This window comes from Arboricoccus pini, from assembly GCF_900187945.1.
Lineage (GTDB): Bacteria > Pseudomonadota > Alphaproteobacteria > Geminicoccales > Geminicoccaceae > Arboricoccus > Arboricoccus pini.
Genome location: NZ_FYEH01000003.1, coordinates 71,085 through 97,781 on the forward strand (window position 1 = coordinate 71,085; position 26,697 = coordinate 97,781).

23 protein-coding genes are annotated in these 26,697 nt (G+C 63.9%); 14 read left to right on the forward strand and 9 right to left on the reverse strand.

The window, feature by feature from the left end:
* Positions 1 to 21 precede the first annotated feature (21 nt).
* The 7 genes from nthB (at position 22) to CFB17_RS05070 (ending at position 4,138) form a co-directional block, all read left to right on the forward strand.
* Positions 22 to 759, forward strand: coding sequence for a nitrile hydratase subunit beta (nthB, locus tag CFB17_RS05040; RefSeq protein ID WP_088560323.1), 738 nt, complete (start codon positions 22 to 24; stop codon positions 757 to 759).
* 29 nt (positions 760 to 788) lie between these two features.
* A complete protein-coding gene (gene nthA, locus CFB17_RS05045) occupies positions 789 to 1,406 on the forward strand; it encodes a nitrile hydratase subunit alpha (protein WP_088560324.1) in 618 nt (205 codons plus the stop codon).
* A gap of 9 nt (positions 1,407 to 1,415) precedes the next feature.
* Positions 1,416 to 1,742, forward strand: a complete 327-nt coding sequence (locus CFB17_RS05050; RefSeq protein WP_088560325.1) for a nitrile hydratase accessory protein — start codon at positions 1,416 to 1,418, stop codon at positions 1,740 to 1,742.
* 63 nt (positions 1,743 to 1,805) lie between these two features.
* Positions 1,806 to 1,994, forward strand: a complete 189-nt coding sequence (locus tag CFB17_RS05055) for a CbtB domain-containing protein (RefSeq protein WP_088560326.1) — start codon at positions 1,806 to 1,808, stop codon at positions 1,992 to 1,994.
* A gap of 11 nt (positions 1,995 to 2,005) precedes the next feature.
* Complete coding sequence (locus tag CFB17_RS05060; RefSeq protein ID WP_088560327.1) at positions 2,006 to 2,743, forward strand: CbtA family protein; 738 nt, start codon at positions 2,006 to 2,008, stop codon at positions 2,741 to 2,743.
* Entirely contained in the window at positions 2,740 to 3,024 is a 285-nt protein-coding gene (locus CFB17_RS05065; RefSeq protein ID WP_088560328.1) for a DUF1488 family protein, read from the forward strand. The genes CFB17_RS05060 and CFB17_RS05065 overlap by 4 nt, the downstream gene beginning before the upstream one ends.
* Positions 3,025 to 3,043: 19 nt before the next feature.
* The gene (locus CFB17_RS05070; RefSeq protein WP_088560329.1) at positions 3,044 to 4,138 is read left to right on the forward strand and encodes a GlxA family transcriptional regulator; all 1,095 of its coding nucleotides are present in this window, start codon (positions 3,044 to 3,046) and stop codon (positions 4,136 to 4,138) included.
* A gap of 86 nt (positions 4,139 to 4,224) precedes the next feature.
* Here the strand turns inward: CFB17_RS05070 and cobT are convergent, their stop codons facing one another.
* The gene (gene cobT / locus CFB17_RS05075) at positions 4,225 to 5,208 is read right to left on the reverse strand and encodes a nicotinate-nucleotide--dimethylbenzimidazole phosphoribosyltransferase (RefSeq protein ID WP_207761943.1); all 984 of its coding nucleotides are present in this window, start codon (positions 5,206 to 5,208) and stop codon (positions 4,225 to 4,227) included.
* Between the two features lie 143 nt (positions 5,209 to 5,351).
* Here cobT and cobS point away from each other — a divergent pair, with 143 nt between their 5' ends.
* Together cobS and CFB17_RS05085 are read left to right on the forward strand one after the other, a co-directional pair.
* The gene (gene cobS, locus CFB17_RS05080) at positions 5,352 to 6,122 is read left to right on the forward strand and encodes an adenosylcobinamide-GDP ribazoletransferase (protein WP_165769433.1); all 771 of its coding nucleotides are present in this window, start codon (positions 5,352 to 5,354) and stop codon (positions 6,120 to 6,122) included.
* Positions 6,123 to 6,341: 219 nt separating this feature from the next.
* The gene (locus tag CFB17_RS05085) at positions 6,342 to 6,857 is read left to right on the forward strand and encodes a GNAT family N-acetyltransferase (RefSeq protein WP_088560332.1); all 516 of its coding nucleotides are present in this window, start codon (positions 6,342 to 6,344) and stop codon (positions 6,855 to 6,857) included.
* A gap of 217 nt (positions 6,858 to 7,074) precedes the next feature.
* On the opposite strand, the gene CFB17_RS05090 is transcribed toward CFB17_RS05085, so the two are convergent.
* From CFB17_RS05090 to CFB17_RS18965, 6 genes are all read right to left on the reverse strand, one after another.
* Positions 7,075 to 8,079, reverse strand: coding sequence for a dihydroorotate dehydrogenase-like protein (locus tag CFB17_RS05090; RefSeq protein WP_088560333.1), 1,005 nt, complete (start codon positions 8,077 to 8,079; stop codon positions 7,075 to 7,077).
* A gap of 205 nt (positions 8,080 to 8,284) precedes the next feature.
* A complete protein-coding gene (gene nifJ, locus CFB17_RS05095) occupies positions 8,285 to 11,872 on the reverse strand; it encodes a pyruvate:ferredoxin (flavodoxin) oxidoreductase (protein WP_165769434.1) in 3,588 nt (1,195 codons plus the stop codon).
* A gap of 11 nt (positions 11,873 to 11,883) precedes the next feature.
* The gene (locus CFB17_RS05100; RefSeq protein WP_088560334.1) at positions 11,884 to 13,509 is read right to left on the reverse strand and encodes an NAD(P)-binding protein; all 1,626 of its coding nucleotides are present in this window, start codon (positions 13,507 to 13,509) and stop codon (positions 11,884 to 11,886) included.
* Entirely contained in the window at positions 13,506 to 14,777 is a 1,272-nt protein-coding gene (locus CFB17_RS05105; protein ID WP_088560335.1) for an MFS transporter, read from the reverse strand. The genes CFB17_RS05100 and CFB17_RS05105 overlap by 4 nt, the downstream gene beginning before the upstream one ends.
* A 539-nt stretch (positions 14,778 to 15,316) precedes the next feature.
* Positions 15,317 to 16,684, reverse strand: coding sequence for a glutamate--cysteine ligase (locus CFB17_RS05115; protein ID WP_088560337.1), 1,368 nt, complete (start codon positions 16,682 to 16,684; stop codon positions 15,317 to 15,319).
* Between the two features lie 313 nt (positions 16,685 to 16,997).
* Positions 16,998 to 17,924, reverse strand: coding sequence for a 2-hydroxyacid dehydrogenase (locus CFB17_RS18965; RefSeq protein ID WP_133063842.1), 927 nt, complete (start codon positions 17,922 to 17,924; stop codon positions 16,998 to 17,000).
* Positions 17,925 to 18,056: 132 nt separating this feature from the next.
* Here CFB17_RS18965 and CFB17_RS18970 point away from each other — a divergent pair, with 132 nt between their 5' ends.
* The 4 genes from CFB17_RS18970 (at position 18,057) to CFB17_RS05135 (ending at position 21,598) form a co-directional block, all read left to right on the forward strand.
* Positions 18,057 to 18,794: a DUF3750 domain-containing protein gene (locus CFB17_RS18970; RefSeq protein WP_165769435.1), complete on the forward strand. Its 738-nt coding sequence runs from the start codon at positions 18,057 to 18,059 to the stop codon at positions 18,792 to 18,794.
* 108 nt (positions 18,795 to 18,902) lie between these two features.
* Positions 18,903 to 19,874 (forward strand): S1C family serine protease, encoded by a 972-nt coding sequence (locus CFB17_RS05125; RefSeq protein WP_088560576.1) that lies wholly within the window; start codon positions 18,903 to 18,905, stop codon positions 19,872 to 19,874.
* 90 nt (positions 19,875 to 19,964) lie between these two features.
* Entirely contained in the window at positions 19,965 to 20,924 is a 960-nt protein-coding gene (locus CFB17_RS05130; RefSeq protein ID WP_088560339.1) for a patatin-like phospholipase family protein, read from the forward strand.
* On the forward strand, positions 20,924 to 21,598 hold the full coding sequence (locus CFB17_RS05135) for an endonuclease V (protein WP_088560340.1): 675 nt from the start codon (positions 20,924 to 20,926) through the stop codon (positions 21,596 to 21,598). Before CFB17_RS05130 ends, CFB17_RS05135 begins: the two co-directional genes overlap by 1 nt.
* On the opposite strand, the gene CFB17_RS05140 is transcribed toward CFB17_RS05135, so the two are convergent.
* Together CFB17_RS05140 and hpt are read right to left on the reverse strand one after the other, a co-directional pair.
* Complete coding sequence (locus tag CFB17_RS05140) at positions 21,595 to 22,116, reverse strand: FUSC family protein (RefSeq protein ID WP_165769436.1); 522 nt, start codon at positions 22,114 to 22,116, stop codon at positions 21,595 to 21,597. The genes CFB17_RS05135 and CFB17_RS05140 overlap by 4 nt on opposite strands.
* An 11-nt stretch (positions 22,117 to 22,127) precedes the next feature.
* Positions 22,128 to 22,658: a hypoxanthine phosphoribosyltransferase gene (hpt, locus tag CFB17_RS05145; RefSeq protein ID WP_088560342.1), complete on the reverse strand. Its 531-nt coding sequence runs from the start codon at positions 22,656 to 22,658 to the stop codon at positions 22,128 to 22,130.
* Positions 22,659 to 23,127: 469 nt separating this feature from the next.
* Here hpt and CFB17_RS19570 point away from each other — a divergent pair, with 469 nt between their 5' ends.
* Positions 23,128 to 26,655 (forward strand): DEAD/DEAH box helicase, encoded by a 3,528-nt coding sequence (locus CFB17_RS19570; protein ID WP_088560343.1) that lies wholly within the window; start codon positions 23,128 to 23,130, stop codon positions 26,653 to 26,655.
* Positions 26,656 to 26,697: the final 42 nt, after the last annotated feature.

Sequence of the window (26,697 nt, forward strand, 5' to 3'; positions counted from 1 at the left end):
TCCAATACAGGAGACCCTCCTATGAAGCTGCAGCACTACCTTGGCGGTCTGGAAGGGCTGGGCCCGGTCAGCACCGAAACGCGCGTCTTTGTCGAAGAGTGGGAAAAACGCATCTTCGGTATCCACACGGCCATGATGGCGCTCTCCCCTCAGCTTCCGCTGCCGGCAACACCCTCTGAGTTTAGGACGGTCTGGACCTGGGCAGATCTGCGTAAGGGTGCGGAATCGCTCAATCCCTTCGAGTACTTCAAATTCAGGTACTATGAGAAATGGCTAGGGGGCATTTCCGGCTACTTCATCGATAACGGCTACATCACTGCTGAAGAACTCGATGCCCTGACCGATGAATACTTAAGCGATCCGTCCAAGCCGCTGCCGACGGGCGGCAGCCCGGCCATCGACGAGCGGGTCGTCCAATATCTGGTCGACGGCGATAGCCCCAAGCGCGAGGCTACCGTTTCCTACGAATTCGAGGTCGGTGACACGGTCAATATCAAGAACGTGCCCTCCGTCGCACACACGCGACTTCCAGGCTTCCTGCGCAACAAGAGCGGGACGATCGAGACGGTCTATGAGGGAGCCTATGTCTATCTCTGCGACACCGGAAGCGACGGCATAGGCGCGCCCATGCCCGTCTACTGCGTGAGGTTCGAGCCCGAGGAGCTCTGGCCGAACAACGCCGAGCAGAACTTCAGCCTCTACGCCGATCTCTATGCTCACTATGTCGAGGCACCGGCCACGTCCGGCACTCGTGCCTGACAAGCCATCCGACAGGAGGTTCTCCGCTCATGACTGAGCTTTTTCACTATCGCCAAGATCGCGAAGCCTACAGTGCGGCACGGGTGAAGGCGCTCCAGGCCCTGCTCATCAAGAAGGGCGTCATCACCGACAAGACGGTCGATACGGTCCTCGATTTCTTCGAGACGAAAATGGGCCCGTTCAACGGTGCCAAGATCGTCGCGCGGGCCTGGGTCGATCCCGCATTCAAGGAACGGCTCCTGGCCGACACTCCCGCAGCGATCGCCGAACTCGACCTGCCTGAGGGCATGGCCGGCGCGGAAGGCGAGCACATGAGAGCCGTCGCTAACGCGTCCGATGTACACAATCTCATCATCTGCACCCTTTGCTCGTGCTATCCCTGGCCCGTCCTCGGTCTGCCACCCTACTGGTACAAGGATCCTACCTTTCGCAGTAGAGCGGCTCGCGAGCCGCGTGCTGTCCTCAAGGAATTCGGCCTTCCCATCCCGGACGGTATCGAGATCAAGGTCTGGGATTCGAGCGCGCAAATTCGCTGGTTCGTCATTCCCGAGCGCCCCGCCGGCTCCGAGGGCATGAGCGAGGCGGAACTCGAAGCCTTCGTCACGCCGGAAGCCATGATGGGCGTCGCCGTCGCCAAGGCTGCCTGAGGTAGATCGATGCTGACCCAGTTCGAACATTTCGCGGTCACAGAAATGATGGGTAAAGCCGACACGCCTCCTCGGGCCAACGGCACTCTCTGCTTCGGCTCGGAATGGGAGCGATGCTCCTTCGGGATCGCCCTAAGCCTGGCCAAGAGCGGTTATTTCGAGTGGGACGAGTTCCGCGACGAACTCATATCGGCGATCAAAGACTGGGAAGACGCGCACCCGATCGACCGGTCTACATGGAACTATTACGACCAGTTCCTAACGGCGCTCGAAAAAGCCGTCGTAAAGGCCGGCATTATCTCGCCGGATGAGATCAGGGAAGCGCTGACCGCTTGAAACGGACGCGCGATCATCAGCGTCTCAGAGGGGCGCACATCCAGCATCTAAAAGGTATTTTGCATGTCCATCCTACCTTCTTCCACGATTACGGCTGCCGGCGCCGCTGCCTCGACGAGTAAGGTCCTGCAAGCCACTCTGGCGCTCTGTCTCGGTCTCCTGATCGTGGGTATTGTCGGCTTTTCTCACATCGAGGCCGTGCATAACGCCGCGCACGATACACGCCACGCCAACGCGTTTCCCTGCCACTAAGGTTTGACGCCATGTCGTTGTTCCGCTCGATCGTGTTCACTGCTGTGCTGACGGGCATCATCGTTGGATGCGCCGCCAGCGTTTTCCAATTTTTGGGAACGAGTCAGTTGATCGCCGAGGCGGAAGTCTATGAGAACGCCGGCCAGGCGAAGGAAGCGCAGGTTGCAGGCTCTCCTTCACCCGACGCGCATGCCGGCCAAGCCGTTCGCCATCACAACGACGGTGAATGGAAGCCGGCCGACGGCTTCGAGCGCATGGCGTTCACCTTGGCTGCCAATGTGCTCACGGCAATTGGCTATGCGCTGATCCTCTGTGCTCTGATCTCCCTGCGCGGCAAGCCGGTGACCTGGCGCCAAGGCCTGCTTTGGGGCCTGGCCGGTTTTGCCTGCGTGATGCTGGCACCCATGATCGGCCTGCCACCGGAGTTGCCGGGCACACCATCAGCGCCTCTAGCCGATCGCCAGATCTGGTGGATCGGAACGGCCCTGGCGACCGCCACCGGAATCGGCCTTATCGCGTTTCAACGACGGCTCTGGGCCATCGTCCTGGCCGGCGCCCTCATCGTCGCCCCACACGTGATCGGCGCGCCGCCGGCTCCGGAAGGCATGCATGCGCTGGCGCCCGACGCCCTGGAGCATAAATTCATCGCCGCCGCCTTGGTGACGAGCTTGCTGTTCTGGGTGCTCCTCGGATTATTGAGCGGGATGATCTATGGCCGCTTCGAGCACGCCGGGCAGCAGGCAACATGACGTGGAGAGATGATCTCGACGCCTTGCAGTTCGTCGCCAAAAACCACGGCAACTGTCTTGTGCATCGAAGAGCATTTCGCGCGCTCTTGCAAAAGCCACCGTTGCAGCGGGACTGCGAGGCCTTCTTTCAGGAACACCGTGAGGCGTTCGAGGCGGCAGCCTCGGCCAAGATCGATGCCAAAACCATCGCCGACGGGGTCAATTTCCATCTAAATAGCAGACAGATCCGTGCCAGCCTTGAGGAGATGGGCGCCGGTTCGAGATCCCAGTTCGTTGAGTGAACAACCAGGGGCGTAAGCCATGCGGATCGTAATACTCGCACCGCCGGGCGTTCAGTCATTGGATATCGTCGGTCCAGCTGAAGTGTTCTGGGAGGCTGCTCGACGCTTTGGCGACATGAGTGCCTACGACATACAGATCATGTCGACGGGAGCGCCCACGATCACCGGAACCGGCCAACTCAGATTCTTGGCGGATCGGACGATCTTCGATGAAGACGAGGAGATCGACACGTTGCTGGTGGCAGGCGACCCTGCCTTCCTCGACATTGATCCGGCTGTCATCGACTGGCTCAAGCGCCGGGTGCCCACCGTTCGCCGCTTCGGTTCGATCTGTACCGGCGTCTTCCTCCTGGCTGCCGCCGGGCTGCTGGAAGGCAAGCTGATCACGACGCATTGGGAATGCGCCGCCAAATTTAGAAGCGACTATCCCAACATCGATCTTAACACCGACGCGATCTTCTTGAGGGATGGCGCGCTGATCACGGCAGCCGGGGTCACCGCGGGTATCGATCTCGCGCTCTCGTTGGTCGAGGAGGATTATGGCAAGGAAATCGCCATGATCGTCGCTCGCTATATGGTCATGTTCATGAAGCGGCCGGGCGGGCAATCACAATTCAGCGCCCATCTAGTCGGCCAGATGTCGCAAACGACGCTGATCCAAAGAGCACAGGAGCATGTGCTCGCCAATCTGAACGGGTCTCTGGACGTCGAGAGCCTGGCGCGCAGCGTGGGCATGAGCACGCGTAACTTCGCCCGGGTCTTTCGCAAGGAACTCGGTCTTACTCCCGCGGATTTCGTCGCCGCGGCCCGCACGGACGCCGCAAGAAGGTTGCTCGAAGACACGACACAGCCGCTACAACGCATCGCCAACGCGTGCGGCTTTGCGAATGTCAATGCGATGCGCCGTACATTCCTCAAAACGATCGGCGTCAGCCCCCACGACTACAGAGCTCGCTTCCAAAGTGCGGCCAAGCTATCATCCCAGGCATTGCCGAAGCCCGATCGGATAAAGTCAAAGCGAACCGTCGCCATGGGGATGGCGCTGGAAGCTTCCCATCCAGGCTCAATGCGCACGAGCGGAACGAAATCGATATCGCGCCACGATAATCTTTAAGATGCGGACCAACGCCCCGCCGGCTGGGCAGCCGATATCAAGTCCATGCACGAGCGGCGCGCCTCCATCAATCCGTTTAAAGAGGCTCATGCATCCCGGTCGCTGACGCCAGCCTCCGCGAAGGTCGCCATGCCGGCGTGACAGGCAATGGCGGCGCGCAGCAGCGGTAGAGCCAACGCCGCGCCCGAGCCTTCGCCCAGGCGAAGCCCGAGTTCGAGCAGCGGCGGCAGCCCGAGACGCTCCAGGAGGCGGGTATGCGCCATCTCGGCCGATCGGTGGCCAGCCACCATAGCGGCTGTGAATGCCGGGTTGATCGCCTGCAGGACGGCGGCGGCGGCACAGACAACGAAGCCGTCCAGGAGCAGAGGGATTCGCGCCTGCCTGGCGGCGATCATAGCGCCGGCCATGGCGGCGATCTCGTGTCCCCCGACCTCGGCCAGGATTGCCAGCGGGTTCAGCTTGGCGACCCGCTGCCGAACGCTCTCCAGAAGGTCCGCCTTGCGGGCGACGCCCGCCTTGTCGAGCCCTGTTCCGGCCCCGGCCCAAAGCTCGCCCGGCTCATCGAAGAGCAGCGTGCAAAGGGCGGCAGCCGAACTGGTATTGCCGATCCCCATCTCGCCCAGAACGAGCAACTGGGCTTGCGGGTCGACCGCCTCGAAGCCCATTTGCATGGCCTGGAGGCAGCATGCCGTCGACATGGCCGGCCCCTCGTCGAAAGGTGCGGTCGACTGGCCCTCCAGGATCGGCACAACGGACAGCTGGGCACCGCCCAGGGCTGACAACTGGTTGATCGCGGCACCGCCCGCTCGGAAATTCGCCAGCATTTGGCCCGTGACCGCCGCCGGATAAGCTGAATAGCCCTTGTCGGCGATGCCATGCCAACCGACGAACACCAGGGCCTGAACGCGCTCGAGTGACGGAATTTCCCTGCCCTGCCAACTGGCCAGCCAGACCGCCAGCGCCTCGAGCCGGCCGAGCGAGCCTTCGGGCTTGGTCAATTGGCGCTGGCGTTCCAGCGCCGCCCGTCTTGCCAAAGTGTCCTCCTCAGGCAAGCTTGCAAGGCTGTGCATGAGACAAGCCTCGTCGGCGAAGATCCGCGCAGCGGCTTCTGATTTTCCTGACGCCGTCATAAAGAGCTCATTCCTTTTTTGGCCTTGCACCGAACCTTAGCCTGCGGGCCGCTCTATCATTCTTCGGAACGACTGCGAACACCTTGACCCTCCCCCCGTCGCTGCGACCGCCCCTCCTGGCCATCTCGCTGCTCACCCGACTGCCGCTTCACCCCGAGGGCGGGATCCGCCCGGGCGAGCTCCGTGGCGCGGCCGGCTGGTTCCCGCTGGCCGGCTTGGTCGTCGGCCTGGCCGGAGGCCTGACGGGCGCCCTGGCCCTACGTCTTGGTCTGCCGCCGCATCTGGCAGCCCTTGCCTGTCTCGCCACAAGCATTCTTCTGACCGGCGCCTTGCACGAGGATGGCCTAGCCGACACCGCCGATGCGTTAGGGGCCGGGACGAAGGCCGAGCGGGCGCTTGCCATTATGAAGGATAGCCGGATCGGCACCTATGGCGCCATTGCTCTATATCTTTTTCTGACAGCACGGCTGCTGGCTCTGGCCACTATAGCCGAACTGGGCGGTCCGACCCTGATCGCCGCCGGCGTCACGACGGGTGCCGCCTCGCGAGCGCTCCTCCCCCTTGTCATGCGCCAGCAGAAGCCGGCCCGGCCAGGCGGACTCGGCGCCTCGATCGGCAGGCCCACACGTGGCGGCGTGCGCCTTGCCCTGACGCTAGGCGTCCTGCCGGCCCTCGTTCTCCTGCCGACCGCGATCGCCCTTGCCGGCATTCTCGCCGTCGGTGTGGCCTCCCTGGCCCTGGCAAGGGATCAATCACGACGTCTGGGCGGCTTTACCGGCGATACGCTGGGTGCCCTGCAGCAGACGGCCGAGGTCGCCTTCCTCCTGGTCCTGACGACCATCCAGTCTTTCTGAAGCGATCCATGCGGGAATACGGCTGGCCGCTCCTGCCCCGCCGGCGCTATATCCGCTGCGCCCCACGGAGATGCGTCTTGAGCAAACAGGTAGGATGAGCGCGGCCTATGCAGAGCAGGGTTATGAGCGGCGGGCACGTCCAGCCCGTGCCCGGCCTGGGCTAGCGGCACCGGGGCACGAGAGAGACGCCCATCTTCGGCAACCACGCGGAAATGAGACATGAGCGACTGGCGATGGCGACCGATGCTGATGGCGGATACCATCAAGGTATGCGCCATCGGCGACGAAGTGCACGCCGACTATCCCGAGAGTGACGAAGTCTTCCTCGAACGATGGCATCTCTGGCCACGTGGCTGCCACGTGCTCGAATTCTCCGCCGGCATCATGGGCTACTGCGTCAGCCATCCCTGGCTCCGCCGCCAGCCACCCCACTTGAACCTGCCTCTAGGCAGCCTGCCAACGCCGCCCGAGACCTATTATGTGCACGACGTTGCACTCCTGCCGCCCGCCCGCGGCCTGGGTGCGGGCGTGGCGCTCATGGCCAAGTTAGAGATCCATGCCCGGGCGCTGGGCCTGAGGGAAATGGCGCTGATCGCCGTCTATGACGCGCCCCGCTATTGGGCACGACACGGCTTCACGCCAGTCCTGGACGACGCCGCACTCGCCGCCAAGACGGCCAGCTACGGCACTGGGACCACCTACATGGAACGCCGGTTGGAACCGCTGCTTGCCTAGCTGGTGGCAGGGCTTGCCAACATGCCGAGAGCTGGACGCAATGGAGACCGGCACAAATCTTATGCCGAGAGATGCCGTTGTTGGCGGACGCCGCCAGGCTCTGATTTTATAGCATGATGAGCCGTCATGATCCCCTGACGACCTTGAACAGCGTGTGAGCCGCTTCCGCCCGACCAGCCATAACGGTGGATCGCTTACATGCCTTTCCGGGTCGCGATCATGACGGCATCACTGCATCACCCAGCATCTTCATGTAGCTTGGCCTGCCAAGGAGCTCTTTATTTGGCAACTTTTGCCCGCTCATCAGGCCGCGTAGCTCGGCGATGTCCTTAAAATCGCGCGCCGTCATCCAGGCTCGGAGGTCATCAAGCCAGATGCTCAGGCAGTTCGGGCCGTAGCGCAGCACGGCAGAGCTCGTCATGACGACGTCCGCGCCGGCTAGCAGAGCCTTCACCACGTCATCGGCACGATCCACCCCCGTCGATGCGGCGAGCGAGGCTTTCAGACGCCCGGCCAACAGCGAGATCCACAAGAGCGGCAGCCGCATCTCCTCCGGCCGGCTGAGCGGCATGTGGGTATCAAACGCCAGCCGCACGATGTCGATATCGGGCTGGACCAAGCGGTTGAACAGGACGAGCCCGTCGGCGCCTGCCTCGACGAGGCGCATGGCGAAATGACCGAGCGAACTGACAAAGGGCCCGAGCTTCACCGCGACGGGCACGTTCACGACCCGGCGCACCGATGCCAGGATGTGCAAGATGCGCTCCTCAACCTCGCGCCCGTCGAGCGTGATGTCGATCGGAACGAGGGCGACATTAAGCTCGATCGCCTGCGCGCCCGCCTGCTGCAACAATTGCGCATAGTTGGTCCAGCCCGCGTCTGTCGCACCGTTCAGGCTGGCGATCACCGGGATGGACAGCGCGGCCCGGGCGCGGCGAACAAGATCGAGATACGCATCGGGACCCACACCGTAGGGCCCGGCAATCGGCTCCGGGAAATAGGACGTGGCCTCGGGCGAGTTGTTGGCGTGGAGATCATAGATCTGGGCCTCAAGCGCCGTTTCGGCCTCGATCTGTTCCTCGAACAGCGAGGGCAGTACCACGGCAGCGGCCCCGGCATCCTCGAGGTGGCGCAGGTGGTCGAGATGCGCGTTCGGCGGCGCCGCGGACGCGACCAGCGGGTTCTTTAGCGTCAGACCGAGATATTGCGTCGTCAATGACATTGACAGGTTCCTGCGGCTTTAGGCTTTCTTGCGCCACGCAAAGGTCGAGGAGCTGTGCGGCCAGGGCCCGGCAAGGAAGTCGGGAGCGCCTGGTGCCGACCGCGAGTCCGGGCGGTATGGCCGCATGCCGGCTCGCGCCCCACGACCGCGTCCCCTTCTTGCCGCAGGACGCGGCCACGGCGGTGCCGGCCTGGAACGACCGCCATCACGCCGGTGCCCCGGATTGCTCCTCACCCGGATTGAAGCGGCTGCCATCGCGGGCAGCGAGATCTTCATATTGGCGGTATTTCTCATCCACGACGCGCTGCGCCGCAGCCAGCACGGCCTCGGCCTCGGCGGGGCGCGTCTGGGCCAGCGAGCGGTAGCGCACCTCCTTGTAGGCATAATCGCGCAGCTTGACGTGGGGGCGCGGCGAATCCAGCCGGAACGGGTTCTCGCCTACAGTGCGCATGGTCGGGTTGAAGCGGAACAACGGCCAGTAACCGCTGGCGGTCGCCATATCCTGCTGCTTCATGCCAAAGCGCATATCGATGCCATGCGCGATGCAATGGCTGTAGGCAAGGATCAGCGATGGCCCTTCATAAGCCTCCGCCTCGCGGAACGCTTCCAGGGCTTGCTGTGCATTGGCGCCCATGGCGATCTGCGCAACATAGACGTTGCCGTAGGCGATCGCCTGCAAGGCAAGATCCTTGCGCGCCGTGCGCTTGCCGGCGGCGGCGAACTTCGCGACAGCCCCGAGCGGCGTCGCCTTGGAGGCTTGGCCGCCGGTGTTGGAATAGACCTCCGTGTCCAGCACCAGGACATTGACATTGCGGCCGGAGGCCAGGACGTGGTCAAGCCCGCCATAGCCGATGTCGTAGGCCCACCCATCGCCGCCAACCAGCCAGATGCTCCGCCGCACGAGGTGATCGACGACGGAGAGCAGATCCTCAGCCGCCGCCTCGCCGGGCAGCGCCAGCAGCTTGGTCTTCAGTTCCGCGACCCGGATACGCTGCGCACGGATGTCCGATTCCTCGATCTGCGGGGCGGCGGCTATGGCCTGCGCCAGCTCCGGCCCGACCTTGTCGGACAGTTCCGCCAGCAGTTTCAGCGCGAGCTCCAGATGCTTGTCGGCCGCGAGGCGAAAGCCCAGGCCGAACTCGGCATTGTCTTCGAAGAGCGAGTTCGACCAGGCCGGGCCCCGCCCCTCTTGGTCCTTGGTCCAAGGGGTCACCGGCAGGTTGCCGCCATAGATCGACGAGCAGCCGGTCGCGTTGGCGACCTGCATCCGGTCGCCGAAGAGCTGGCTCAGCAGCTTGAGATAGGGTGTCTCGCCGCAGCCGGCACAGGCACCCGGAAACTCGAAGAGCGGCTGCAGGAACTGCACGCCCCGGACATTGGCGAAGTCCACGCGCGCGCGATCATTGACCGGCAGGGTTTCGAAAAAGTCGATGCTGGCCTTCTCGCGCTCGAGGATCGGCAGCTTGTCGACCATGTTGATGGCCTTGACCCCGGGCTCGCGCGGGCTGGTCACCGGGCACGCCTCGACGCACAGGCCGCAACCCGTGCAATCCTCGACATAGAATTGCAGCGAGAAGCGGGTTTCCGGATAGCCGCGCGCGTTGATCACGGCCGATTTGAAACCCTCGGGCGCCGCCGCCAGCCTGTCCTCGTGATAGTAGCGGGCGCGAATGACGCTGTGCGGGCAGACAAAGCTGCACTGACCGCACTGGATGCACAGATCGTCTCGCCACTCCGGCACGATGTCGGAGATGTTGCGCTTCTCATAGGCGCTGGAGCCGGAAGGAAACGTACCATCCGCCGGCATCTGGCTGACCGGTATGGCATCGCCCTGCCCGGCGAACATGCGCGCCGTGACGGACTTGATGAAATCGGGCGCATTGGACGGCACAAGCGGCGGCATGGCGATGGCGCTGCTGGCGTTCCCCGGTACTGCTACCTCATGCAGATGGGCGAGCGCGGCATCGACCGCGGCGAAGTTCTTGTCGATCACGATCTGGCCCTGACGGCCATAGGTCTTGCGGATCGCTTCCTTGATATGGGCAATCGCCTCGTCGCGCGGCAACACGCCGGAGAGTGCGAAGAAGCAGGTCTGCAGGATCGTGTTCGTCCGCATGCCCAACCCTACCTGGCGCGCGACGGCGGAGGCATCGATGACGAAGAAGCGTAGCTTCTTGTCGATGATCGCCTGCTGCACCGGCCGCGGCAGGTGATCCCACACCTCCTCGGCCGGATAGGGCGCGTTCAGCAGGAAGGTCGCGCCGGGTGACGCTACGTGCAAAAGGTCCTGGCGCTGCAGGAAGACGAATTGGTGGCACGCGACGAATCCGGCCGTCGCGATCAAATAGGGCGCCTTGATCGCCGTGCGTCCGAAGCGCAGATGGGAGATCGTCTGGGCGCCGGATTTATGCGAATCGTAGACGAAATATCCCTGGGCGTAGAGCCCGGCATCCTCCGCGATGATCTTCACGCTATTCTTGTTGGCGCCGACCGTTCCGTCCGAGCCTAGGCCGTAGAAGACGGCGCGCGTGGAGGATGGGTCCTCGATCGAGAATGTCGGATCGATCGGCAGGCTCGTGTGGCTCAGATCGTCATCGATACCGACCGTAAAGTCTTTGCGCGGCGCGTTGGCCTTCAGCGCCCCGATCGCGGCCTTGACCATGGCCGGCGTGAAATCCTTGGACGAAATACCGTAGCGGCCGCCGATCACCAAAGGCAGCGTCGTCCGATGCCCGCGCGCCACGGCGTCGGCCAGGCCGGTCACGACGTCCTGATAGAGCGGCTCGCCCGTGGCACCAACCTCCTTGGTCTGCTCCAAGACGGCAATGCGGCGCACCGTGTCGGGCAGCGCCGCAAGGAAATGCTCCACCGAGAAAGGACGAAACAGGCGAACCTGCAGCACGCCGACCTTCTCGCCTGCAGCGCGCAGGGTGGTCACGGTCTGGCGCGCAGTCTCGGCACCTGAACCCATCAAGATCAGGACATACTCGGCCTCGGGGTCGCCCTCATACTCGAAAAGCGAGTAGTGACGGCCCGTCATCGCACCGAAACGCTGCATCGCCCGCTCGACGATGCCGGGCACCGCCGCATAATAGGGATTCACCGCCTCGCGCGCCTGGAAATACGTGTCCGGATTATGCGCCGTGCCGCGGATGAACGGATGCTCGGGGTTCAGCGCGCGGGCACGATGGGCGCGCACGAGGTCGTCGTCGATCATCGACCGGATCTCCGCGTCGGAGAGCAGGTCCAGCGTGTTCAGCTCGTGCGACGTGCGAAAGCCGTCGAAGAAATGCACGAATGGCACGCGCGCCTCCAGCGTCGCCATCTGGGCGATCAGCGCCGAATCGTGCGCCTCTTGCACCGAGGCCGAGGAGAGCAGCGCAAAGCCGGTCGTCCGTACCGCCATGATGTCGGAATGGTCACCAAAGATCGACAGCGCCGACGTGGCGAGCGAACGCGCCGCCACATGGAACACCGTGGCGGTGAGTTCCCCGGCGATCTTGTACATGTTCGGCAGCATCAGCATCAGGCCCTGGGAGGCTGTGAAGGTCGTGGTCAGCGCGCCTGACTGCAGGGCGCCATGCACCGCGCCGGCGGCCCCCCCTTCGCTCTGCATCTCCTGCACGACGGGGATGTTGCCCCAGATATTCTGCTTGCCCTCGGCCATCCATTGGTCGGCAAGTTCCGCCATGGTGGAGGAAGGCGTGATCGGAAAGATCGCGCAGACCTCGTTGACGCGATAGGCGACATAGGCGGCGGCGGTGTTGCCGTCCATCGTGGTCCGGGTGCTCATGGATGCGTCCTTCAGATCCGCTCGGGGACCATGTCGATGGCGTGACAGGGGCATTGCTCGAAACAGGCGGCACAGCCGATGCAAAGTGTCATGTCGACGCGATAGCCCTTGGTGGGGCCGAGCTTGATGATCGCATCTTCCGGGCAGGCGGCCAGACAATTGTCGCATTCATAGCAATTGCCGCAGGAGAGGCAGCGACGCGCTTCGTGCAGGGCCTCCCGCTCATTCAGCCCGGCGGTGACTTCGGCGAATCCCTCGCGCAGCGCCGGCGGAATCTCGTTCTGGCGGGACGGGACGGCGTCGCTGTAGATCGGCAAATGCAGGTCGGCGAAGGAAATGCCGGGATGCTTGGCGGGTGCCGCGTAGGCAGCGTGTCGCAGCCAGCCATCGATATGCCGAGCCGCCTTCTTGCCGTGACCCACCGCCGTGGTCACCGTCCGATTGCCGGGAATCATGTCGCCGCCGGCAAAAATACCCTCGGCACCAGTCATCATGTCGTCACCGACGCGCACAGTGCCGTCGGGTTCAACCTCGATGCCCGGCACATTGGCGAGGAAGCGGCTCTCCGATTGCTGGCCGACGGCCAGGATCACGGCATCCGCCTGCAGGGTCTCGAACCGCCCGGTGGGTTGCGGCACCCCCTTCTCGTCGAGAGCCATCAGCTCGACCTTGATGTCGGTATCACCGATATCGCGGATGCTGCTCAGCCACCTGATCTTGACGCCTTCGCTCAGCGCCTCCTCGGCCTCGAATGCGTGTGCCTGCATATGCGAACGGTCGGAGAAGAAGACGATCAGCGCTTCCTCCGCACCCAGGCGTTTCGCGGTCCGAGCGGCATCCATGGCCGTGTTGCCGGCACCGTAGATCACCACGCGGCGGCCGAGGCGCGGCGCCGCACCGGCGCTGACGTCGTGCAGCAGGTTCACCGCCGAGATGACATGAGCGGCGTCCCGCGCCGGGATGTCGATGTGCTTGGCTGCCTGCGCGCCGATCGCGACAAAGGCGGCATCGAAGCCCCCCGCCTTCTTCTCCGCCAGGATGTCCTCGACCTTGTGGTTGAGAACGATCTTCACGCCCATCGCCTCGATCCGCTGGATCTCTTGCATCAGGACATTGCGCGGCAGGCGATAAGCTGGGATCCCGAAATGCAGCATGCCGCCCGGCAGCGGCCCCGCATCGTGGATCTCCACCGCGTGCCCGAGCCGGGCCAGGTGGTAGGCCGCCGACAAGCCGCTGGGCCCGGCCCCGACGATCAGCACCCGCTTTCCGCTGGATCCCGCGACCGGAATGGTCCAGCCCTCCTCGGTCGCCTTGTCGCCTAGGAAACGCTCCACGGCATGGATGCCGACCACGGTATCGAGCTCGCCGCGATTGCAGCCGCTTTCGCAAGGATGATAGCAGACCCGGCCATGCACCGCGGGCAGCGGATTGTCACGCACCAAATGTTCCCAGGCCTCGCGGAACTTGCCGGCCTGCGCCAGGCTCAGCCAGCCCTGGATGTCTTCGCCGGCCGGGCAAGCCTGATTGCATGGTGGCAGATGGTCCAGATAGACCGGGTGAGCCGAACGGGCGGGCCCGACGGCACGCCGCCTCGTCATGTCGACGACAGGGCTCATATCATGAAGGCGAGCGCTCATCGGCCGCTCCTCCGCGCTACCGTAACCGCCGCACCGGTTTCCCGGATGAAGCAGGACAGGATGATGGCAATGACGATCGACGCCATTCCGACCACGCTCGCCTCTTGGAACGTGCCGAGTGTGCGCGCGCCTTCGTCTGTAAGGTAATTCAAGAGCCAGCCATAAGCTGGCGCGAGCAGGGCGCTGAAAGTGAAGACGAGAAAGTTGATGGCGCCCGTGGCACTGCCCTTTACTTCGTCCGGATTGACTTCCTTGATCATCGAATAGGGGATCATCGCCGCTCCCGAGCCGATGCCGAGGACGAGGCCCAGAACATAGGGAGGCGCCAGGTGCGGCAGGTAGACGATGATCGCGGCGGCGGCGAGCATCAAGATTGCACCGCCGATCAGCACGGGTTTGCGCCGACCGATCTTGTCGGCAATGTAGCCGAGCAGCGGGCAGCCGATCACCCAGCCTAACGGCACCATGGTTGCGCGATTGACGGCGGCCGCGTAGTCGACGCCCAGGCCCTCGCGCAGGAACGGCACGCCCCAAATCATATCACCGATCGTGGTGGGCAAGAACAGCAGGCCGGCCGCGAACCCACAAAGATAGGATTGCGGGTTGGAGAGCACGACCTTGTAGGGCCGCAACGCCGACCAGAGCGAGTTCGATCCGCCCGGGTGCTCGTCATGCCCGCCGGGCGTCGTGAACCACACCAGGAGGGCAATCGCGATCAGCACGATCCCGGCCAGGATCCAGAAGAGCTGCCAACTCACCACGCCATGGATCAGCGGCCCGACGGCGAACTGCCCGGCCGATCCCCCCAGCATGCCGAAGCATTGGGTGAAGCCCACGGCGGTCGCCAGCGAGCTCGCGGCAAAACCGTGCGTGGCCAGATAGACAGCACCGGTGAAGGCGAAGGCGGAGCCGACGCCCTGCAACAGGCGACCCAGTTCCGCGCCGGTGACGGAGCCCAGGCCGAAAAGGATCGCGCCCAACGCCGTCACCAGGATTCCAGCGGGGATGACGTATTTTGCACCGTAGCGATCGAGCGCGGCGCCGGCGACCAGCGAGAAGGTCGAATAGGTGTAGTAATAAAGGCCCACCAGCGTGCTGACGCCGAGTGCCGACAGCCCGAACGTGCCGGTCAATTCGGGGATCATAATACCCGGCGCCGAACGCAAGGCATATTGCGCGAAATAGAAGATCAAACAAAACGCCCAGGCGGCGATGAAACCGGACTCCGTCCTGCCCACCCGTCGCGCAAGCTTCACAGACGATGACATAGCCGCTCGTTTCCGTGTTTGCCGCCCAATAGAACCAGGCAGCAATACCATCGCCGGCTGGACCGTGCATTGCGATAGATCAACGGTTCAGGAACGCATTCCATGCGAAATCGCGATGTGAGACACTGGACGCTCGCCACGAGCTGTGAGCTCGAGTCCTGGGCCGGGGATGATCTTCCGATGAAGCAAGGCGCGAAGCGGCTCGAGGAGGCCTCGGGCTACGGTCCTTCTGAGAAGGCGCAACGGGTTGTCCCGCTCTTCCCAGCCCCATGGCAGCTTGGCGGGCAATGCTGCATCCAGCCTAGGCGTGGCACAGCGATCGAGATCCGCGAGAGACACTTCGCGACCGGCGAGGCACCAACCTTCCTGAGGCAAGAAGATGGGCGCGCGGTGATACCGAGCGGGTCGGGCGCGAAGATCAGCGGCGTTCCAAATCGATCACCCTTAGCCGCCGCCCAGGCGCGGCGATCATGCGGGGAAGGCTGCCGCCGCGGCCACTATCTGGCGGCCAAGCTGCCCGCGCGGGACAGATCCAGGACCTAGTAGGCGTAATCGCTGAAGACCTTGTCGATCTGGCCTTCCCAGGCGCCGTTGAAGCTCGCGAGCTTGACCTCGGCCGGCGTGCGACCGGTCTCGACAACCTCCTCCAGGCGACGCAGATAGCGCGTCTCGTCGGCACCTTCCCAGTTAACGCGGGCGCGGCGGATCAGGCCCCGATTGGCGATGGCGAGCGCGTCCCTTGCAACCTCGTGGACGCTACGCTTGCCAACCTTGGCCTTCAGGCCCTGGCGGGGGACTGCGAGGCGGACAGCCTCGATCTCGCCCACACTCCAATCGCGCACAAGTTCCTCCGCCTCGTCCAGCGCCGTCTCGTCATAGAGCAGCCCCACCCAGAAGGCCGGCAGGGCGCAAAGGCTCCGCCATGAGCCCGCGTCGGCGCCGCGCATCTCGAGGAACTTCTTCAGCCTCACCTCAGGAAAAGCGGTCGTCAGATGATCGCTCCAGTCGCTGAGATAGGGGCGCTCGCCCGGCAACTGCGGCAGCCTGCCATCGAGGAAGGCACGAAAGGACTGACCGGTGCAATCGATATAACGTCCCTCGCGATAGACGAAGTACATGGGCACATCGAGCATCCATTCGACATAGCGCTCAAATCCCATGCCGTCCTCGAAGACGAAGCGCGGCACGCCGCAGCGGTCATTGTCCGTATCGGTCCAGATCCAGCTGCGATAGGAGAGAAAGCCGTTAGGGCGACCCTCGACGAAGGGTGAGTTGGCGAAAAGCGAGGTCGCGATCGACTGCAGGGCCAGGCTGGTCCTGAATTTCCTGACCATGTCCGCTTCGCTGGCGAAGTCGAGATTGACCTGCACGGTGCAGGTCCGCAGCATCATGTCCAGGCCGAGCTTGCCGACCTTGGGCATATATTCCCCCATAATCTTATAGCGGCCCTTGGGCATCCAAGGGATATCCTCGCGCCGCCATTTGGGATTAAAGCCCATGCCCAGCATGGCGATACTCAGGGGATCCGCGATCTTGCGCACCTCCTCCAGATGCGTCGTCACCTCGCTACAGGTCTGGTGCAGCGTCTCAAGCGGGCCTCCCGACAATTCGAACTGACCACCAGGCTCGAGGCTGATGCTGCAATCATTCTTGATCAGGGCGATCGGCTGGTCGTTCTCAAGAACCGGAGTCCAGCCAAACTCCCGGGCCAGGCCATCCAGCAAGGCGCGGATGCCGCGCGGGCCCGCATAAGGCAGCGGCCGCCCATCTTCCCGCGTGAACGCGAACTTCTCGTGCTCGGTACCGATACGGAAGGCGGCTGGCGGCTTCGCGCCAGAGGCAAGGAACTCGACGAGCTGCCGCTTGTCGGTAATGGGCTCGCCCTTGCCGCTTGGCGGTGCCGCCATGTTCTTCGATCCCCGCCAGTTTCTCATACCGCGCACAGCCTATCGGCACGGTTCCAGCGGAAATAGTCGTGCATGCGGCCACATGCAATCCGCCGCTCGCGGGAAAGTTCGATGATGTTCGATCAATGCCGAGGATCGCGGCCGTCGACGAACCGGGCGACGGGCCGCAATCCTGCCCGTCGCGCCAGCCTCAGGATCGTCGCGACGCACGTTTTCGAGAGTTTGTCTCAAACCCGAACAGGAGAGTTGGCGCCCACCTACCAGTCCCGGGCCCCGTTACCGCTCCCGGGACTGGCGATGACGATCCGCGCGCTCAATAGCCTCGGTCGAAATCGACGACGTTGGCGAGCGGCTCGCCACGCGCCAGGCGTTCCATGTTTTCAACCACTGTCTTGGCGGCGGTCTCCGGCCGGCCATTGCTCGCGATATGCGGTGTCACCGTGATCTTCGGGTGCCGCCAGAAGGGATGATCCGCCGGCAGCGGCTCCTTGTGGAAGACATCCAGCGTCGCATGCGCGATCTGCCCCTTTTCAAGGGCTGCCAGAAGGTCGTCATCGACCAGATGCGGACCGCGAGCAACGTTGATCAAACGGCAGCCAGGCTTGAGCTTAGCGAACAGCTCGGCATCGAGGATGCCCCTCGTCTCTGCCGTCAGCGGCAGAAGGCAGACCAGGATGTCGAGATCGGCGAGGAACGGATCCAGCCCGTCGGCGCCCGAGTGACAGACTATGCCAGCCAGCGATTTCGGCGTGCGGCTCCAGGCGCTGACTTCGAAGCCATGACGCTGCAGCGCCAAAGCCGCATCGGTGCCGAGCACCCCCAGCCCCATCATGCCGACCTTGCGTTCGTGGGGCGCGGGCGGCATCCGCCACTCCCATTTCCCTTCCTTGGCGAGCGCCTCGAAGATGTCGAATTCACGCAGATAGCGGAGGGTGCCGAGCAGCACGTACTCCGTCATTGTCGTCGTCAAAGACGGGTCGACCATACGGCAGATGGGCACGGGCGGCAGCGATGTATCTGCGAGAAGCGCATCGACGCCCGCAGCAAGGGAGAAGATCGCTTTCAGATTTGGCAGCTTGGCCAAAAGTCCGGCGGGCGGCCGCCAAACGAGCGCCGTTTCGATCTCGGCCGCGTCGCCCATCGTGTCAACCTCGCGGAAATCGAGATCCGGCGCATGCTTGAGCAGCGCTTCCCGCCACATCACCGGATCATCGCCCTCGCTGAAGAACAGCAGTGCCACGTTAAAACTCCTTTCGGGCTGAACCGCCAGCCTCGCGGGCATGCGATCCATGGGCAAGCGACATGCCGGGTTGGGATTGCGCCGGCGTGGCCGCATGCGCATCTTGCAAAAACCATGACATGTCTGCGCCGCATGCTCCTATTCGTTCTGATCCTGGTTGTCGGTCTTCTGGCTGGCCCCTTGACCTATGGGTACCTCAACAGCTCCGAGGCCCAGCATTGGAGTCAGCGGCGATGGGACAGCAGCGGGCAAGCACCCGATCCGGCGACCTACCAGGATGCCGTCGTCCAAGTCTATGCCGCGCGCACCTATGGCTGGAAGGGCGCCTTCGCCGTGCATAGCTGGATCATCTTGAAAGAGAAGAATGCGAAGGCCTACGAACGCTACGACGTCGCCGGCTGGGGCATCGGCCAGGACCGTCCGGCTATCCGCCGCGACATGCGTGTGCCCGACGGTTATTGGGCGGGCAACAAGCCCATGATCGTTTCGCATACTACGGGTCCGGCCGCCGAACTGGCCATCCCCAAGATCAGGGCGGCCATCGCGGCCTATCCCTACCGCTATTCCTACGTGACCTGGCCCGGCCCCAATTCCAACACGTTCATCGCCAGCATTCTGCGCCAGGTGCCGGAACTGCGGACGGCGATGCCCCCGAATGCCGTCGGCAAGGACTTCCTGCCCTATTTCATGCCGTTCGCCATGGCGCCCAGCGGTACGGGCGTGCAATTTTCCCTGGCCGGCCTCCTTGGCATGACCCTTGCCAAGGAAGAGGGCCTGGAGATCAATATCCTAGGCATGGTCTTCGGCATTAACCCGCTCGGCCCCGCCGTCAAAGTGCCGGGATTCGGGACAATCAGTTTCAACCGCTAGAGAGAAACTTGCCGCGTTCCGAATGAGGGAGTGGTCAAACCGCCCAGGTACCCCATCTTTTAAAACAAGAGTAACCTTTTGCTCTTAGAAGGTTTCAAGGTCGTACGCATGCCTGAAGACTGGTCGATCCCTGCAACGTTGCAGGCCAAACCCGAAGCATTGGCCTTCGATCTCGACAGGACCCTTTTGAGTGTCCTCAGTCTGCGCGCGGAGATTCCCGACGACGCCTACACCGCTGCCATGCTAGGAACCGAGAGGCGCGGAAGTGCCGTGCTGATCGATGCCAGCGGCCTTGTGCTAACGATCGGGTATCTCGTGAGCGAGGCCGAGAACGTCTGGCTCACCTCCCACGACAACAAGGCTGTGCCGGCCCATGTGTTAGGGCATGATTTCGATAGCGGTTTCGGGCTGCTCCAGACCATGGGGCGCCTGGACCTTCCTCCTCTGGCACTGGGCAGCACGAAGGGCCTAGGCGTGGGCAGCCAGGTCACGCTGGCAGCCGGCGGCGGCCGACCTGCGGCCCTGCAGACGCGTCTGATCGGCAAACGCGAGTTTGCAGGCTATTGGGAATATGTTCTGGACGAGGCGCTCTATACGGCACCTGCCCATCCCCACTGGGGTGGGGCCGCCCTCCTTGACGAGCGAGGCCGGCTGGTCGGCATCGGCTCCTTGATGATCCAGGCCGAGGCCGGCGACAACAAGACCGCCGCTGGCAACATGGCTGTGCCCATCGACCTGCTGCCCCCCATCCTCGATGATCTGCGCCGACATGGTCGACGCAGTGGCCCCTCGCGTCCCTGGCTCGGCATCTTCGCGACCGAGGCCAGCGATCGCCTCGTTGTCGCGGGCCTGGCCCCTCTGGGTCCGGCAGAAGAGGCCGGGCTCGAGCAAGGTGACATGATCCTGGCCGTCGCCGGACAGCCGGTGAGCGACCTCGCCGATCTCTGGCGCACCACCTGGGATCTGGGCGAGGCCGGCGTCGAGATCCCGCTTACCATCCAGCGCGACCGCGAAACGATCACGCTTTCGATCACCTCGGTGGATCGCGATCGATCGCTGAAGTCGCCAAAGCTGCACTAAACGAACGGCTGCGGCGCGGCGGATGCTGTCTCGACGCCATTCTGACGGATCCACCTGCCCGTCCGCTATCGCCACCGGGCCCACAGTTTCATGTCGGTGAGACTGACGCCCTTGAGCCTGGCGCTGCAGGGCGGCGGCGCGCACGGCGCCTTCACCTGGGGCGTGCTCGACCGCCTCCTCGAGGAGGACGTCACGATCAGGGCTATCAGCGGCACCTCGGCTGGTGCCCTGAATGCGGTGGCACTGGCTTCGGGCCTCCTGGCCGACGGTCGGGCTGGAGCCAGATCCTCGCTCGATCTACTCTGGCGCACGATCAGCGGACTGACGCCGCTTCAGCTATCGGCCGGTCCTTTCGGGCGCTTCGGCCTGGGGCTGGCGACGCATCTCTTCAGTCCCTACCAGCTCAATCCGATCGGTCTCGATCCCCTGGGCGATGCGCTGGCCCAGATCATCGACTTTGCGGGACTGCGCGCGGCGGACCTTCCCCGCCTCCTGATCGCAGCCACAAATGCCAAGAGCGGAGCACTCAAGATCTTCGAGAACTCCGAGCTTTCGGCTGCGGCCGTCATGGCTTCGGCCTGCCTGCCGCAGCTCTTTCGCGCCGTCGAGATCGACGGCGAGAGCTATTGGGATGGCGGCTTCACGAGCAACCCGCCGATCGTGGCCCTGGCCCGTGCCATGCCAGCCCATCCCATCCTGCTCGTCCGCATCGAACCGATCGAGATCCAAGACGTGCCGCGCCGAGCGGATGCGATCCGCGCAAGGGTGGCACAGTTGGCCTTTGCCCAACCGCTCGTACGCGAGCTTCTCGAACTCGAACGGTTGCAGACCCTCCTGCCACCCTCCTTGGGCCTGCTCTCGCGCGAACTCCGCGAGCTCAGGCGCAACCGCATCACGACGATCAATGCTGGCGACTCCATCCGCCGCTTGGATCCTGCGACCCGCTTCGTGCCCGATTGGTCGCTAGTCTGTAACCTGCGTGATGCCGGGCGGGCAGCGGCCGAAGCCTGGCTGGCCGGTGAGGCGCGGCATTTGGTGACGGCCTGGTGATGACTCCCCATGACTGGAGCCAGTGGCCAAGAACGGCCGAGGAGGCCCGTGCCATCCAGGCACAACTCGCGGGTTCGTTGGGCGAGCGGCCGCTTGATGGTCCGGTACGAAACGTGGCCGGTGTCGACCTGCATTACGACCCGGCGCGCGGCCTGGCCTTCGCCGCCGCCGTCCTGCTGTCGGCCCGCACCCTTGAACTCGTCGAGAGCGCGATAGCGGTGCGTCCCATCGATTTTCCCTATGTTTCTGGCCTTTTGTCCTTTCGCGAGGTGCCAGCAGCCGTGGAGGCGCTCGGCATGCTGACCCGGCCACCCGATCTCGTCGTCGTCGATGGCCAAGGACTGGCCCATCCTACCGGCCTTGGCTTTGCCTCTCATCTGGGAATCATCACTGGCTTGCCAACGATCGGTTGCGCCAAATCGCGCCTTGTCGGCACCCATGCCGAACCGGCCCTGGAGCGTGGCGCGCGTGCCCCCCTGATCCACAAGCGACGCATCGTCGGCAGCGTCCTACGCAGCAAGACGGGGGTACGCCCTCTCTTCATATCGGCCGGCCATGGCATCACACTCGACGAGGCCGTGGACTGGGTGTTGCGCACCGATGGCGGCCGGCGTCTGCCCGAGCCCACACGCCAGGCGGATCTCCTCTCGCGGTGCCATTCCTTGAAGGGCTAGCGCAGTGTACCCCGTCCACCGCCCACCCACTCGCGGAATCGCTCGACGATCCAGACGAGACTCACCGCGACTATGACGCCCCATGCGACTTCCGAGACGCGCCAGAAGGCTATGTCGCCTGCGCTGTAGATGCCGGAAGGTACGAGAAGGACGATGGTGGCGGTGATGCCAGACAGGCGCCCTGCGGCCGGCAGGCGGACCAGGGCGCAACAAACGGCAGCGACACCGACTGCGAGCCCGTAACTCCAGAGGTGACGGCCCACGGCCAGGACCATGGCAAGCGCGACGAGGCCGCCGATGGCGGCTCCCAGAAGCTGGTCCCTCGCCGTCGTACGTGTCAAACGCCACTCGCCCTGCGTGACGGCAATGGCGGTGATCGCGGCCCAAAACCCTTCCTGCAGGCCGAGCGTCTGCGTCGGGACATAGGCGATGAGGGCTGCCGCGGTGGTGAGGAGGGCACGGAGGATCCCCTGCCACCGCCCCGGCGAGCCGACGGCGAGTTGCCGGACGACGGACAAGCCGGGCTCCATCAGGCCAATCGGCCAATATAAGGAAGGTGGCGATCCTGCTCGTCAAAGTCGATGCCGTAGCCGACGACGAACACGTCATCGATGACAAAGCCGACGAAATCCGCCTCGATGACGACCGTTCGCCGCGACGGCTTGTCGAGAAGAGCGCATGTCCAGACCCGCTCCGCACCGTGGCGTAGCAACAGATCGCGCGTGAAGGACAAGGTTCGGCCGCTGTCTAATATGTCGTCGACGAGGAGCACAGTCCGGCCGCCCACCGAATCCGGCAGGCCGCCTATGACCTTGACCTCGCCGCTGCTGATCTTGCCGCTGCCATAGCTCGATACCTGCAGGAACTCGATTCTGGGTCGACAGCCCGCCGCGTCCAGCTCGCGCGCCAAGTCGGCCATGAAGATGAAGGCGCCCTTCAAAAGACCCACCATCGTAAATTGCGCAGGCAGCTCGCCGGCGATGGCCTGGGCCAGTTCATGTACCCGCGCCTCTATCCGCGCTGCCGCGACCAAAGGCACGATCTCTTGCCCGTCATTCATCGGCCACTCTCCGCTCCCACCATCGCCCGCCCGGCCGATGCTAGTGAACGCCGCCGCAAGGGCAAGCAATGCCCGTTATTGCTGCGCGCGTGCAACGCTTGCTGCGATCACAACCGACTTGCGCAGCCAAATGTATGCAATTCGCGTATGGCCACGTGACAGGCGGTTTAACCTATGCAAGAGGTGGCATGCTGTGCGTCGGTCGATTGTCCGACCAAGTATGGTTTGATTTGACGATCAAGGATGACCAAGGGATGTGCGGGACGAGGTGCTTGCGCGTGCCGTGCCGCGCGGCATCGACAAACTTCCACGCCAGTACTGGAGGGCGCGTTATATGAACGAATGCTTGATCGATAGCGCCTAATGACGTATAAGTCGTCATTTTTCATTTAATTCTTTGCGGCGATGCAAATTAACGCATCGTTAGCTACTGTGCGCTCCTCCGATATACGGTCCGATATAAATAGCGATGCTTCCGTTCAACCGCCTCGATCTCGAACGTCTATTTCCGCCGGCGATCTGGCTGAAGGCCGAGGATTTGGCCTCCCATGCGGCGGTCGTCGACGTGGAGGTGGAGCGCGATGGCAAGTCGGTAGTCGCCAAGGTCAAGGGTGAGCGCCGCACGCCAAATCTGACTCGCATCAAGGTCACCAATGGCCGGGGCGGCCGTGTGCGGCTGACCAGCACCTGCACCTGCATCACCTATTCCGAATGCGAACACGCGGCGGCCGCCCTGATTTCCCTGCTGGACAAAGTCGCCGCCCCGGAACCCGACGATGTCGCCGCCACCTTGGATGGCGAGCTCGAAAGCTGGCTCAGCCAGGTGGCCGGCGCCGCCAAACTCACTTCCATGAATGGCCACGCCGATGGCGGCGAATGCGTCCTCTATCTGCTGGAGCCGGCACAACGTTCCTGGCGCGAGAGCGGCGTCGCCCAGCCTTTGGCTGTGATCACATCCCGGGCGCGCTCTCTGGGCGACGGCATTTACGGTCGCGAGCAGGTTATCTCAGTGGCCTCGCTGGTGGCGGACGAGCCGCCGCCCTTCATCAAGCTTGAGGACCAGATCATCGGCCGCCTATTGGCGGGCGCCTCGCGACGCCAGCACGAGGAGAGTGGCGAGTCGCACCCGCAGCGACGGCTTGGCGGTTCCGCCGACAGCGAGACGCTGCGTCGCATGCTCGAGACAGGTCGCTGTCATTGGCGCAACGGCCAGAATCTGCCGCTGAGCTATGGCGGCCCTCGGCCGGGTCGATTCAGTTGGCGCTTCGACGACGAAGGCCAGCAGCACGTCACCTGCACGCTCGACGAGACCAATGACGACATTGTCGTCGTCGGCCTCGGCACCCCTTGGTATATTGATCTGTCCACCCATCGGGCTGGCCCCATCACCACCGACGTGCCCGAGCGCCTGGCCCAGCACCTCCTGCGCGCGCCGGCGGTTCCGGCAACGGCTGCAACGCTCGTGCGGCAGCGCCTGCAGCCGACCGCCTCGATGCTGCCTTTGCCTGAGCCCTTGAAGCGGCGCGAGCGGATCGAGGTGCGGCCACAGCCGATGCTGCACCTGCATTGCCCGAGCGTGATCTATGCCCGCGGCCAGGGCTATAAGCGCGAGGAGCAGGAAATGGACCTGCCGCTCGCCCGGGTAACCTTCGATTATAGCGGCTACGAGGTGGGCTGGCAGGACGGCCGTACCGAACTCAATCACGTGGCTGGCACGCGGCTCATGGTGATGCCGCGCGATACCGTCTTCGAGGTGTCCTGCATCGAGACCTTGAACGGACTGGGCCTGCAGCCGCTGGGTCCGACCGGCATGGGACGCTTTGCACCCGAGAACTGCCGCCAGGATTTCACCTTCGAGGAAGGCGACGAAGACGACGACGTCGCCATGCGGTGGATCCATTTCAACGACGAGGTGCTGCCCGACCTCAAGGTCAAGGGCTGGAAGATCAGCTTCGATGACGATTATCCCTTCAAGGTCGTGCATCCGCGCTCGACCTGGAGCATCGACATCGACGACAGCGGCATGGACTGGTTCGCGCTCGATATCGGCATCGACGTCGATGGCGAGCGGGTGCCTCTCCTTCCCATTCTTTTGGATCTCTTCCGCCGCAGTCCCAACGCGATGACGCCGGCCGCCCTGGAGAAGGCGGGTGAGCAAACCATCTATGGCGAGCTTCCCGACGGACGCCTCGTGCCCATCCCGGCGACCCGGCTCAAGGCCGTGGTCGAGGCACTCTACGACCTCCTGGCAGGCGGCCGCCTCGACGAGAGCGGGATTCTCCGTCTCGGCCGGGCGGAGGCGACCCGCCTCGTCGCGCTTCGCAAGTCTTTGCCCGAACAGGCGCTCAAATGGGAGGGCGGCGACGAGCTCCGGCAGATGGCCGAGCGGTTGAGCGAGACGCGCGAGCTGCCGATGGTACCGCAGCCCGCAGCACTGCAGGCAACCTTGCGCCCGTACCAGCAGCAAGGCCTTTCCTGGCTGCAACTCCTCTCGACCTGCGGCCTCTCGGGAATCCTAGCCGACGACATGGGCCTCGGAAAAACGCTGCAGACGCTGGCCCACATCGTCAGTGAGAAGCAGTATGGCAGGCTAGACCATCCGGTCCTGATCGTGGCTCCGACCTCGCTCATCCCGACCTGGCGCAACGAAGTACGCAAATTCGCGCCCAGCCTCGAACTCCTTGTCCTGCATGGTGGCGAGCGCAAGGATCTCTGGCGGCACGTCGATGCGCACGACATCGTCTTGACCTCCTACGCGCTCCTCATCCGCGACAAGGAGCACCTGGTACCCCGCCACTGGCGGCTTTTGGTCCTGGACGAGGCCCAGGCCATCAAGAATCCTTCGACCAAGCTCGCCAAGACCGCGCGCGAGCTCAAGGCCGATCAGCGACTGGCACTCACCGGCACCCCCATCGAGAACCATCTGGGCGAGCTCTGGTCGGTCTTCGACTTTCTCATGCCGGGCTTTCTCGGCTCGCGGGAGCAGTTCCGCCGTATCTTCAGAACGCCGATCGAAAAGGAAGGCGACCTGGAGCGCCAGCGCCTCCTGGTCAATCGCGTCCGGCCATTCATGCTTCGGCGCGAGAAGATGCAGGTGGCGGGCGAACTACCGCCCAAGAGCGAGTTCCTGCGCGAGATCGAACTTTCCGAGCGTCAACGCGATCTCTACGAATCGGTCCGTGTCGCCATGTCGGATCGGATCCGCGACGAGATCAACGAGAAGGGTCTGGCGGGCTCGTCCATCGCCATCCTGGAAGCGCTCCTCAAGCTCCGCCAGGTCTGTTGCGATCCCCGCCTCCTAAAGACCGACCCGGCCCTTGATGACGAAGAGGAGCCCATCCAGCCGGCCGCAGCCGGCGGTCGAGCCACCCGTTCCTTTGCCAAGGCGCCAAAGCGCCAGCCGCGCACGGCCGATCTCTTCGACGCCATCGAGGACGGCGAGGCGGAGACCGTACTGGCGGCCGAGCCAGGGGAAAGCCTGGGTTCGGCCAAGTTCGAGCTCCTCATGGAGATGCTGCCCGCCATGGTGGAGACGGGCCGTCGCATCATCGTCTTCTCTCAATTCGTCGAGATGCTCGATCTGATCGACGAGGGCCTGAGCGAGGCAGGCATTCCCTTCGTCAAGCTTACCGGCCGGACGCGGGATCGCGAGACGCCCGTCAGGCGCTTTCAGGCCGAGGAAGTGCCGATCTTCCTGATCAGTCTGAAGGCAGGTGGCGTCGGCCTGACGCTCACGGCCGCCGACACGGTGATTCATTACGATCCCTGGTGGAACCCGGCCGTCGAGGCGCAAGCCACCGACCGGGCACACCGGATCGGCCAGAAAAAGAGCGTTTTCGTCTATAAGCTCATCGCCGCCGGCACGGTCGAGGAGAAGATGGTCGAACTGCAGGGCAGGAAGCGGGCCCTCTACGAGGGCGTTCTTGGCGGCGGCACAGGCCAGCTTGGCTTCACCGACGAAGACATCGCCAACCTGTTCGCCCCCCTGCCCGGCTAAGGCATTCGCCTTGACATAAGCCAGCCTCAGCCAAGCTCATTG